This window comes from Cytobacillus sp. IB215316, from assembly GCF_033963865.1.
In the GTDB taxonomy this organism is placed as follows: Bacteria; Bacillota; Bacilli; order Bacillales; family SM2101; genus Nanhaiella; species Nanhaiella sioensis.
Map to the genome: position 1 here is coordinate 66,423 of NZ_JAXBMC010000007.1, position 13,311 is coordinate 79,733.

Annotated in this window: 8 protein-coding genes; all 8 read right to left on the reverse strand. The window is 32.2% G+C overall.

What is annotated here, in order from left to right; genetic code table 11:
- Positions 1 to 976: 976 nt before the first annotated feature.
- Positions 977 to 1,321 carry a hypothetical protein gene (locus tag SLH48_RS12870; protein WP_320258517.1) on the reverse strand — a complete coding sequence of 115 codons (345 nt, stop codon included), beginning with the start codon at positions 1,319 to 1,321 and terminating at the stop codon, positions 977 to 979.
- 276 nt (positions 1,322 to 1,597) lie between these two features.
- Positions 1,598 to 2,173 (reverse strand): SMI1/KNR4 family protein, encoded by a 576-nt coding sequence (locus SLH48_RS12875; protein ID WP_320258518.1) that lies wholly within the window; start codon positions 2,171 to 2,173, stop codon positions 1,598 to 1,600.
- Between the two features lie 248 nt (positions 2,174 to 2,421).
- Positions 2,422 to 3,141: a hypothetical protein gene (locus tag SLH48_RS12880; RefSeq protein WP_320258519.1), complete on the reverse strand. Its 720-nt coding sequence runs from the start codon at positions 3,139 to 3,141 to the stop codon at positions 2,422 to 2,424.
- 189 nt (positions 3,142 to 3,330) lie between these two features.
- On the reverse strand, positions 3,331 to 3,963 hold the full coding sequence (locus tag SLH48_RS12885; RefSeq protein WP_320258520.1) for a hypothetical protein: 633 nt from the start codon (positions 3,961 to 3,963) through the stop codon (positions 3,331 to 3,333).
- Positions 3,964 to 4,717: 754 nt separating this feature from the next.
- On the reverse strand, positions 4,718 to 6,442 hold the full coding sequence (locus SLH48_RS12890) for an S-layer homology domain-containing protein (protein ID WP_320258521.1): 1,725 nt from the start codon (positions 6,440 to 6,442) through the stop codon (positions 4,718 to 4,720).
- 881 nt (positions 6,443 to 7,323) lie between these two features.
- A complete protein-coding gene (locus SLH48_RS12895) occupies positions 7,324 to 9,771 on the reverse strand; it encodes a carbohydrate binding domain-containing protein (protein ID WP_320258522.1) in 2,448 nt (815 codons plus the stop codon).
- An 824-nt stretch (positions 9,772 to 10,595) separates the two neighbouring features.
- Complete coding sequence (locus SLH48_RS12900) at positions 10,596 to 11,696, reverse strand: hypothetical protein (RefSeq protein ID WP_320258523.1); 1,101 nt, start codon at positions 11,694 to 11,696, stop codon at positions 10,596 to 10,598.
- Positions 11,697 to 11,708: 12 nt separating this feature from the next.
- On the reverse strand, positions 11,709 to 13,136 hold the full coding sequence (locus SLH48_RS12905) for an MBOAT family O-acyltransferase (protein WP_320258524.1): 1,428 nt from the start codon (positions 13,134 to 13,136) through the stop codon (positions 11,709 to 11,711).
- Between the last annotated feature and the right edge of the window lie 175 nt (positions 13,137 to 13,311).

The following is a 13,311-nucleotide window of genomic DNA, read 5'->3' on the forward strand; positions in this document are numbered from 1 at the left end:
AATTCAATTGATGGGAAAAATGACTGGACCTTTTTGACGATCTATAAATCTATTTATGAAAATTGTTCATCACAGTTAATTAAACGAAAAGGGCTTTAAAAAAGTTTTATAGAATAAACATGAAGTTTTTTCCAACCACAAATAAATGAGCTATGGTTTTATAAATCTAACACATAGATGAAGAATCGGGGTCTTACACCATTGAAGGAATGGTGTTTATTTATATAAATAGCAACAATGTTTAAGAAAAAGAGTCATAGGAACACTGTAATTAATATTAGTTCAAGATACTAAAAACATATGAAGAATAAGACAGAAGGGAGGGGTTATTTAAGATTTTAGATTCCCAGCAAAGAAGCACTTTAGCTATTAGTAATCCGTTTTCGTATTGCTATTAATTGGAACAGGGAAGGAAATAATAGTTCAAATGAAATCATATAAATCATACAACACAGGAAATAAATTTCCCAGAAAGAGTATGAAAATATATAAACAATGAATATATAAGTGTTTGTAAATTTGAACCGATTGGGTTCAGTTTTAGAAGAAATGATGTGGTGTGTAGCTTGTTTATTTCGTCGAACAATAACGAAACAATATTTGAACAAATACAGAATAAACAGGAATGACCTAAAACTAGAATTATGATTCTAATTCTGACGAGATTATTAATGCTAACAATTAATTTCATTTTCTGTCTCACTATCATAAGTTTACTTAGTTTATGAGATGGTTTATATCTTTTTATAATTGCTTCCTATAATATATATTATGTAAACTAGATAAAAATATAAAAAAATACCGTATGATCAATCCTCCACTTCACAACAATTATTTAAATCACCTAGATAATCTTTGTACGTTATTGTTTAGGTCTTTAAGCAACTTATTAATTTATTTACTATTAAAGATTAACTTTATCAATTATTATTTTGTTCTCCAATTTTCTCCGTAACCTAAGCAACAATCTAAACTGTTATTTTTTATATCTAATGTTATCTAACATCTGATCCATGACATCCATGTCAAACTCTGAAGCCAGAAAATATTGTTTTAACCAATATGCATTTTCGTTAACATAGGTTTGTAGTGCACTTTTGATAATGTCTTCATTTAGTGTTCTAACAATAATAAATGGTGGGCTTGCAGGAATATAATTAATTTGTTCCTGGTCCATTTGTGTAAAAAGATTTTTTGGAGTTGCTACTACTAGTGTGTACGTCATCCCATCTTCTAACTCAACAAAAACATCAATATTATCATCTTCAATATCCTTTACTTTTTCTAGTGCTGTAGGAAATTCAATATTCTTTATTTTCATCTCATTCTCCTTGCTTTTTTAATTTGCAATATAAAATTTGATAAAAGTATTTATTATGATCTGTTCAATACAATTTAAATATATAATCTGTTTTTTGTTAAGGGTAGGTAATCCTAAAATGAATCAACCACGGCGGATTTTTTGCTATTGGTTGACAAGATTTAGTATATTTCATTTCAAATGGCTAGAAAAATGATATCAGAATCACTAATTAATATTAGAAATGTTCTTATAAACTTTAGCTTCTAGATTCCATATTCTGGTATACTGATAAGTTTATAATTCCTCATCCCAATTATCTATTATGTTGCTCCAGAACCGTATAGGTTTAATATTATTAAAATCTAAATCCTTAGGTTTCTTTAATATAAATTCTTTCTGTAGATAAGATGATAGATTTTCACCATAATAGATAATATCGGTTTGATATACAGACATTATTGGATTCCCGTTCTCAATAGGTTCTGATGAAATATATCTATGAGAATATACAGGAATAAGTTTTGGAGCCTTATGATAATGTAGAGTCGCTATCTTAATTGCATCTTGTAAAGAATCGGGTATGTTGCCCCACTCTTTTATCCAAAAATGATTATGTTCAATATCAAAAATAATACCTTTTAATGGCCAGTTTATCCGATCATTAATACTTTTTACATTTTTTTCACTAATATCTCTCCAGTTTACAAATCCCTCTGAAACTGGTAGAGCATACATTAGAAAAGATTTTAAGTCAGGTGGAAATTTAATGTTGTATAATGATTCAGCTTCAGTAATTTCACTTTCATTTAATCCACTTGTAAATTTAATACCTGCTTTCCCTAATCTTTTTACTATTTTAGTAACATTCAAGTAAAATACCGCCTTTTAGCTCTCCCAGTGATAAGTGCACTTCACTTCTCTACTTCATAAATCAAAACTCTTATAGACAAAACTGTATTAGTGTTTTCTCATCTTTGTTTAATCTGTCTCCGTATTTTTGCTTGTATAATAGATACTAACATCTTATCCATGACATCCATAAGGAAACTTTGAAGGTGTCATGAAAGGAAAAATCAACCCACTTCCTAACGTTTTCACACTAGGAGTGGGCTTCTGTTTTATTGAACCTTAATTTTAGAAGGATTATTTATTTTATATGGAAACTCTTTGTGTTTTTTCTTTACGATCTTCGCACTAAATTCTAATGATTGCCCTTCTTGTAACTCTAACTTCTTCAATGTCTTACTGTATCCGCACCATGCGAAACCAACTTCCAATTGCTTATCTGCTGTAATCTTAACATTATCTAGTAGTAAAATTTCATCATCATTATCGCTAAAAGGATTGGGCTTGGTACCAAACCCCTTTACCGTTGCCATAAAAGTAACTTTGTCTTCTGGTAAAGCGATTTCTGATTTAGTCGCTTTTTCATTTGTTGACTTATTTTTTGGCTTTGTAGTAGATGTTAACGATTTATCTTTTTTAGGTGAGCTTTTAACTGGGACCGGTGATTCTTCCGTTTCTTTTCCAAAGGTCGATTTTTGCATTTCTTTTAAATAATCAGGGTGGATACAAGAAATATTTCCATCCTCGAATTTAATAATTAAAGTGTGGAAAGTTCCGGTTACACCGTACTCTATAAAGCCGACCACTTTGACAGAACGCTTATATCCTTTTCCTTTGTACCAGAAATCTTTCTTAGGCGTTTTGCCAAATAAGCCCCATTCCCTTCCCAGTTCTTCGTAATGCTCGTCATTCTCAAATGTATTGTATTCTTCTTTAGGTGGGATGTACTGCGTTAGTCCACTTTCTTCTATTTGTGGGTAATTTACTGACATTTTAAAACCTCTCTCATTATTTTCATTTAATACTATTATAATCGATATAAGAATTTTTTATAGTCGTAAACAGTAAAGGTATCTCAATAAGTTTTGAGGATATTTGTCTAACAGCTGCTGCCATGCTATCTAGCCGTAGCTTGTAACCCCCTCTTGCTGCATATGCTCCTGATAATGTAAAAAGAATATCTAATTACTCAATCTTAATTTTTTAACTAGATTTATAATTTCTTCATCATTACCTGTGTCAACGAACACTAACTTTGTGTTGTTAATAATATCTATGTAGAATTTTTCACTAGCTGGGTAAATACCATCCCAACGTAAAGGAACGTTGTAGACATTTATCGTGCCGTCCCAATTACGACTATATGTAACTGAACCATCCACTAATCGAGACCCAGCTAACTGAATAACATCTTCAAGATACTTAGCGCTAGTGTCATCATCGGGGTTAAGTGGGGTTCCAACTAGAATATGTCTAACATTTAATTCATTTATCTCTTGATTTGGACCTAGTTGCAACCAAATTCTAGCGTATTCAATTTCTTCTTGAGCGTATTTAAATAATGGTATATTTTCCTCGCTTCCAAGAGCATTTTGTTTTTCCTTCCGTTTGTCTACGTCTAAAGAAGCTTCATTAGAATTATCCTTAGTAGATTGCTCTGTTTCTGTTGTGGACTTGGACTCAACTTCATTAATGTCTACCACAGAATTATCGGTATTTGATGTGTTGTCTGTACCACCATTACAACCGGAGAGCAATAGAATAACCAATAACAGAGCAACTCCATAATACAAAATCTGTGTTCCTTTATTCATTTAATCCTTCCTTCCCTATTCAACTTGTAAAATTTGATTCACAAGAAATACTCTTTAAGTTTGAAGAGTCACTTTTAGTAAAAAATAAAGCCCTTCTCAAAACATTACTCAATATGCTTTATTAGCTTCATTACTTCAGTCATGAAACCTACTATATATATTAGGTCAGAGTCCTCCTTAGTTAAATGAGTATCCAACCAAATTAGAGTTAATTTCTCCAAATGGAAATTGCCTAACTGTAACTTTTTCAACTAAATTTCCTTAGCTAATAACTTGAAAGTTAATTTTCAAAATACTAATAGGCAAATAACACTTGTTCATTATTTTACCAATCCAAAGTATTATTAACTATCAAATTATTCATTTATTTACCCATAACTTTTAATTAATGCTTAAAAAAACAAAAAAACACCCTTAGGATGTTTTAGTATGATTTACAAGGTCTTTTCTTAACCATATCTATTAAATAATGAATAAGAGCAATTAAGTATGATAGCAGTAAAATAATGATTATTCTAAATGTGTTTCTCCAAGCATGACTGTAAAAGTTACAAAAAGAACAAAACTAGTAAAAATTAATGCAAAGAAAATCGCAACGTATCCTTCCAAAGAACATTATGTAAATTTATACTTCGAAAACAAAAATGTACTATAATTATCTAAATCTTTTAAATTAGAATTAGATCTCTGATATCAAAAAAAAAGATAGATGAGCATAATGAGATTTGCTCCAACTATCCCTAATTTAATTGTTCTAATTAGCAGGCAAAACAAACATTTGTACCCAATAAGTAGAGTAATTATTATGTTCTGACCCTTCAATATATCCAATCCCAATTTCAGTGAATTCAGGACGCAAAATGTTTTTACGATGACCCTCACTATTCATCCACGCTTCAACAACTTGTTCTGGAGTAGTTTGACCCGCAGCAATATTTTCTCCTGACATATTATAATTAACACCGAAGTGTAGTAACATTTCACCTGGTTCTCCATAAGTTGGAGAGATATGATCGAAATAATTCTGATCCCGCATATCTTCAGCTTTAATTTGAGCCACTTCAGTCACCTCATTAGATAATATGAGTGGATCTACTCCCTCTTCTTCACGCTCTATGTTAACTAAGCTAAACACTTCATCGACAAAAGCAGTTATTTCGTCTTCACTATCTTCATCTCCAGGGTTCTGGGTATCATCCTCTCCTGGAATAGATACATCATCTTCAACTTCGATGTCAATGGTTTGAGGTGTTATTTTACTATTATTGAAATCTTCAATACCTGATATGTTTAGTTCAAATTTTCTTGTGTTTAAACTTTCAAATAATTCTAAGGTAACTGTGTTTGTAGCATGGTCAGGCGTTACTTTAGCTGTTACATTTTGATCATCAATCGTTATTTCAGATAATGTGTTATAGCTAGATTGTGAGAATGAAACCGGCTCGGAAAAATAAAGTTCAATTTGTTTATTATTCAGTACTTTTACATCTAACAATTCAGGAGTGTTAACATCTCTCACAGTTATTACTTGTTCATATTCAATATTATTATTATCAACCGTTTTTATACGATCTAGTACAACGGTAACATCCTCACTAGCTTTTAACTCTCCTGATTCAAGAATGACGGCTACCTTATCACCATTTATAATTGTAAGATCCATAACCTTTAATTCTTTGTTAGTCTCGTCTAAAATTTTTACAGTTGAAGTAGTTAAAGAACCTTCATTTATGTCCTCATTGAACAAAATTTCAATCTTTTTAAGGTTGTCTGCAATTACACTTACAACTTGTGATTGAGGTTGAGGTTCTTCTATTGGTGGATACTCATCTTCAGTTACTAGTCCAGCCTCTTGGTTAAGTGCACGATATAAGAAAGCTGCGAAGTTCGCACGGGGAACATTTCCGTTACCATCGTAAGTGCCATCACCCTTACCCGTTGTTACGCCATTTTGAAATAAAATTGCGACATTGGCTCTGTGAGAATCATCAATATGCTCTATGTCTGTTAAAGTAACTTCAATCTCATCATTAACTTCTAAGCCGAATGCACGAACAAGAACTGAAGCCATTTGAGCACGAGTTAATGTGTCGTTTGCTCCGAATATACCGTTACTCCCCTTGAAAATTCCAGCTGCTTTTACTGCAGCAGCAGCTTTTTTAAGCTCTAGATCAGTAGAGTCTTCTACATCATTAAAAGAAGTTAAATCTTCAGGAACTTCTAAGTTAAGTGCGCGTTGGAATAATTTCGAAGCTTGACCACGAGTTAATTCAACATTAGGCCCGAATGTTCCGTCTGTAAACCCGTTGATAATTCCTTCATTTGCTAGTTCAGTAATGTAGTTATTAGCCCAATGCTCAGCTGATACATCCGAAAAGCTATCAGTGCTGGCAACCACCGGGACGACTGCGGTTGCTACGAATGCAGCTGAAATAGAACCCGCTAGGAACTTATAATAAGATTTTGTTTTTATAGACATTTCAAAATTGTCCTTCCTTCAATTAGTAGTTTTAAGTAATGACTAAAGAGTTAAAAGAATACATGAAAGATAGTGGCTGAGGGTTAATATTCTCTTAAACATATTCAGAGATTATTATATATCTAACATTTTCTGTTTTGCATGAGGAGATGGTTGTAGTTCCATATTAGGGTCTTGAACCCATATTGTTCTAAATTGGAAGGAAATTATTCATGGAATAATCCGTATTATTTGAAGGTTCTTTTCGTAAGCTTAGTTGCTGTTAGTCCCAATAAATAGCTGTCTTTTTAATCAACATATAGAAGAAAAGATCCTGCCATATGTAGTTGATATGTGTATAATTTTTAGGATGAAAATCAGTCTATTGTAATTATTGCTGTTTTGTTTATAGCATCCTTTTGCACTATGCAATGAAGTTGTTTAAATAAACTTGACATAAATCGAAAAAAGAACTCTTTTGTCAAAGCTTCTATTTTATCAATTGCTGCCCATAAAATTTTAACCCTCGTCCAAATCTCATGTGGATGATTTAAGAAAAATCTTTTTTGTAAGCTCGTTACGCAGTTTACCACTCCATGAACAAACACAAACCTCAAGTTCCATGTGGATGTAATTGACTTCGTATCTGCTGTTATTGTCATTGAATATTTTTTTTGCAGATATTTAAATTGCTCCATCAGTCCATCGTTTCACTCTGGTCTTAGATTGTACGTCCAATTCATTTGAAACAGCGGGATACCCTCTGGACGACCACTCGCTTTAACTTCAAAGTGAATACATCTCATTCATCTTCTATCATAATAAAAACTGCCCAAGCGTCTATTCAGACCCGTTGAGCAGTATAATTTTTCTTTCCTTAGCATGTATTTAATATGAGCACATTACTTACTAGTGAGGCTCACATTATCTAAGAAGATTTCATGAGTCTTGTATAAAGGATCCTCACCATCCATTAGCCCTGCAAAGAATTTTAGATTAACATCATCCTTGTATGGCATCGTAAACTTAAACTCATATGATTTATCTTCTGCGGTTAAATCAATCACTTCTTCTAAGTATCTTACATAATCTTTATTGTCTACAATAACCTGAAGCTTTCTTGGTAATGTACTACTTGCATCAAACTTGACGATGTATTCTTGCTCTCTTCCTAGTGTAGCCACATTCATTTGATTTAAAGATAATGTAAAGAACATATCTCCCTCATTCTGAACCATTATTTTTGCTTTACCTTCTTCAACAGTAATTTCACCTAATTCCTCAGAAAGTAAAAACGGCTCCCAAGACTCTAATGAATCTTCAAACGTTCCATTCATTACTAAATTAGTAGAGAATTTCACATTATCAATGAATATATCATGGGCTTTCGTTAACGGTTCTTCGCCATCAATTAACCCTGCAAAGAATTTTAAATTTATATCATCATCGTTTGGTATCGTAAGTGTAAACTCATATGATTTATTTTCTGTTGTTAAATCAACTACTTCATCTAAATATCTTACATAATCTTTATTATCTACAATAACCTGGAACTTTCGTGGTAATGAACTGTTAGCATCAAATGTAACTCTGTATTCTTGTCCTTTTTTTGCTTTGCCGATGTTCATTTGATTCAAGGATATCGTAAAGAACATATCTCCTTCATTTTTTACAGCAAATTTAGCTTGGCCATCTTCAACTGTAATTTCACCTAGCTCATCAGACAGTATATATGTCTCCCAAGCGTCAAACGAATCATCAAAAGATCCATTATTAATTAAAATATCTGTTGATTCATCATTTTTACTCTCAAGATCTTTTACGATACCTGTCTCTTTAAATACGACATTATCTATATATATATTATGTTCGTTACCTATTGGCTCATTAAAAAGACCCATTAAATATTTGAACGAAACGCTGTCATTTGCTGGCATAACAAATTTAAAGCTATAGGTTTCTGTTGAGTCAGTTAACTCAAACGTTTCATCAAGGTATCTTTCATATGCCCTGTTATCTACGACTACTTGAAACTGTCTAGGGATGGTGCTTCTAGCATCAAATTCAACTACATATTCTTTACCAATTTCAAGATCAAAAAATCCTTGAAAGTATTGAATACTATAGAATTGTTCTCCTTCGTTTTTAATAGCTATTTTTGTCTCACCATTCTCAGTTGCGATCTCTGCGTCACCAGCAAATCCAACATAAGTGTCCCAACCATCAGTTCCATTATCAAAATTGCCGTTCTTAAATTGATCTATTCCACTAGACTTTTCTCCTTTTATTACTCCAGGTGTTTCATAAATCGTATCTATCATTTCTTCTTCAACAGTTTCAGGATTTGTATCTTCATAAACTCTTACATAATCTATTTTCATTTCTGATGGAAATATGTTATCCTCACCTACAGCTCCACCCAAATGTCCACCTACTGCCAAATTAAGTATGAGGTATTGAGGGTTATCATATACCCATTCTATTTCACCATACTCATAATTTGATTCATCTTTATTTACAATATGATATAACGTATCATCAACATAAAATTCTAGTTCGTCCTCATCCCATTCCAAAGAATAGACATGGTAGTCGTCTGTGAATTTCTTTCCCTCTGGTAAACTATAATCACTTGTAATACCTAGACCACTAGACAGTGGACCATGAAGAGTCCCTGCAATTGTTTCTGGCTCTCTTCCTATAAGCTCCATAATGTCTATTTCACCAGATGGCAACCAGCCAACTTCATTAAAGTTTGCACCTAATGTCCATATTGCAGACCAGAGTCCATCTCCTTCTGGTAGCAGTGCTCTAACTTCAATACGGCCGTGTGCTTGACTAAAAAGTCCGCTTGTCGTCAATTTTGCAGAAGTATAAAAGAATTCCTGCCCCGCCTCTTCTCGTGGGACCTCTTCCTTAACTGCATTTATAACTAAATTACCATCTTCAATATATGAATTTTGTGCTTCATCAGTATAGTATTCCAGTTCAGAATTGCCCCAACCTGGATTTCCATAATCAGCACCATTCCCAATCTCATATGTCCACTTTGTGCGATCAATTTCCTCTCCATCAAATTCATCGCTCCATGTCAGCTCCCAGTTCTCGACTTTATCTTCATCTGCTTCAGTTTTAGTCCTTGTCAGTAAAGCCTTTCCTTCTGGATCAATATCTTCAGGAATATCGATGTTTGTTGGGTAATCGTATGTATCATTTATTTTCTCTGGGGTTACAGTCGAAGCATATGATTCCTTACTAGGTGATAAGGTAAAATAAAGCACACCTACAGTAAATAAACATACAATTAATATAATACTAAATTTACTATTTTTTGTTATTTTTCGAACCACTTTCATTCCCCCTAATGATAGATTTTTCTACAAACAGTCTTTTTCCCTCCTTCATTAATTAATAGCCTCTTCTAAATTTTACTTCTCTACCAATTTGTTTTATAGTTACATTTTTTTGGAAACGGTTTCATTTTTTTACATTTTTGAAATACTATAATATTGAACACCACCATATCACTTGTTCATTTTTTATACCATTACGCTAATTGTCTCAAGATTAAATATTAGAAATGTGTTAAGCATTCTTCTGGAATGCAATATGAAAGAAGAGAACTTACGAATACAGACGAATTCAAGCTAGATCTAGAATTAAAATCCATAGAAGTGAGCATATGAGGCTTAAGTCAAAGATATGTCAAAGTAATAAATATTAAGAAGCTAGAGTGCTTAAATGAATTATAAGAACGTTCATTTTCTCGTCTAGTTTAAAACATTCATTTAATTTTGACATAGAAAATGCTGATTTAATTGGAAACCTTTAATGGTCATATTTATTTTCAGTATTAACATCGAATTCATCTAAATGATGTGAGAACTTTGTTGCTGCAATAGTTCTCGCTTCAGAGTTAAGCAAAGTGAAGATTTACAAGATGAGGTAATCTCAAGATTAAAAAGCCCGATTTCTCAGTATTAATATTGAGAAACGGGCTTTTTCAGTTATTCTAGAAAGGAACGAGTTACTGAATAACATGTTACTTACCATTAATTATATCTAAAAGAGCTTATCGGCATATCAATCATTTTATTGCCAATTACAAACCATACCCCATCAAAAGTCATAGTTAAACAACGAATGAGTATTTTATATAATGTATTTTTCAGCGCTAGTTCTGATTATTTAACAAACCGTATTTCTCTTTTAAAAATTGGTGCTCAATAAGCTGATCTAGTGAAAACTTTTCGACTAAAGCTACATACTGTTGAAGTAAGTATTCATATCTAGGCACATTACGAATTGGGATATTCTCCTCCATATAATCAACCATCCATCGATTAATATGACGATAATAATGAATGCCATCTCCCATAAAATTTCCTATGTTAAAAGTAATATACTTAATTAATTGGAAATCATATAACTGTATGTTCGGATACTTACTTAATAATTTAAAAGATTCGGCTTTAAACTTTGCTCTTTCCTCTAAATACTCAGGATTTGACTTATAATATTTAAATTGATTGTAAATTGGATAAGGAGCAAAGAAAAAAGTAAATGTAGTATCAGGGTGATCTTCCACAACCGAGATTACATTTTCTTCAAAAGAACGAAGCATCTTTTCAGCTGTATCGAATTCTGGAACTGCATCTTCCTTATCTATGTTGTCAATTGCTCCTACTATTCTTTCAAAATCATCCTTAGGAGCATCATTACCAAATTTATAAAGAGTCTCAACATCTCGCTTACTTTTTATGTCATTTACGTTAGCTTGAAGGTTTTTTACCAAAACTTCTAAAGAATATGAGTTAAATAAATATCTAATATCATTTAATTTTGAATCATCATACATATATTCAGGAAAATCAGTTACCCAGTCCGGTTCTCCAGAAAATGAATAAAAATTCAATTCCCAGAACACTCGGTCGACTTTTTCTTTGTTTTGAAGGGCTAATTGTACTACCATTGATTGCTCTCTTGCTGTTGAGGCAGGCAACGACCCATTAAATGATTTTGTACCAAATTTTTCATTAACATAGCTTTCTTCAAAATTGCGTCCCATCGATGTGCCAGTAATTAAGGTTTGATAGTCTATTGTCTTTACTAGACCCGGCATCTGATAGCGTTCGTTAGCAATATATTGTGGTTCATAAAGTTCCGTTTGACGATATAAAAATAGCGGATCTATCCAATAAAACAAGGCTGAAATCAGCAATACAAATGCCGAAATAAAGACTCCAACTATGGCTAAAAAATTCTTTGCTGACATTTCTTCACCCCATTAAAAATTAAAATATAGAAATTCACTTACACGGTTTAAATAAAGGATAGAAATAACGGCCAAGATACTTATTATTGCAGCATTTTTTATCGTGAAGGAAAAGTTATTTAGCTTTTCTACTGAATTTTTCATCCAAACTACTATAAATAAAAAGATTAGGATTAGTATTATTAGTTTTAAATCAAAGAAATTAGGTGCTGATTGAACTGGTAGGCCCATCCCAATAACTACACTTGCGATTTTTGGTGGTAATTCCCCGAACGAAAACATTTTTACAATCATCGCATTAGCTGTTGCTACATCAGGAGAGCGAAAGTAAACCCACGCAATATGTACAAATAGGAAGGTCACAAACCATGCAAGGAGTTTAGGTAGTTTAAACCCTAACTGATTCCATATCCGATATGTAATGCTTGCTACACCATGCAATATTCCCCAAATAATAAAAGTCCACCCTGCACCGTGCCAAAGACCACTAATAAAAAATATTATAAAGAGATTGAAGTTCCTTCTAATCGGTCCAACTCTACTTCCACCTAACGGAAAGTAGATATATTTAGTAAAAAATCGACCTAAAGTAATATGCCACCTTCGCCAAAAATCTTGAATATTAAGAGACTTATACGGTGAATTAAAATTAATTGGTAGCTTCAGATTAAATATTAATGCGATCCCAATTGCCATATCACAGTATCCGCTAAAGTCAAAATATAGCTGAAACGTATATGACATAGTTACAATCCAGCTATCCACAAAAGTTAAGTTAGCTAGATTACTATAGCCATCGTTTGCCCAAATAGCAAACGTATCTGCTATTATGACCTTTTTAAATAACCCAATCACAAAAATATACAGACCTCTGGATATATTGTCGAAGTTCATTTTATAGTGAGTGGGTTCTTCCAATTGTTTAATAATTTCCGAATGATGAACAATGGGTCCGGCAATTAATTGCGGAAAAAATGACACAAAAAAAGAATAATTTAGAAAGCTATATCCCTTTGTTTCTCCTCTATAGCTATCTACCAAGTATGCAATTTGCTGAAAGGTAAAAAAGCTAATGGCCAATGGTAACGCTAACTGCAACAATGGAAAGTTAGATTGAAAAAGTGTATTTACATTAGTTAAAAAGAAATCTGAGTATTTAAAATAACCTAATAGAGAAATATTAAATATGATTCCTAATACTAGAATGACTTTTTTTCCTTGAATTCCCTTGTTTATCAAAGTAGCGAGTAGAAAGTTAATTAAGATTGATACAATCATAATTGGTAGATATTTAACATTCCAGTAACTATAGAAGTATAGGGAAGCAAGGACAAGAAAACCTTTTGCAGCTGTTCTAAATTTTAATTTCTGCAATAAAAAGTAACAAATAAAGACAATCGGCAAATAAAGTAGAATAAAAACATATGAGTTAAAAAGCAAAAGTCCCCAACCCCAGTCATTAATTTGAACATCAATTATTATATCAATATTAAATTTTTCATGGAATACAGATAAGGTAAAAAATATAAAATGGGAATTTATAACCAATTTGATTAATTTTTCTATTTTAATGTTGGTACATTTTTTATTTAGGGATTTTGCACTAGCTTTGGTA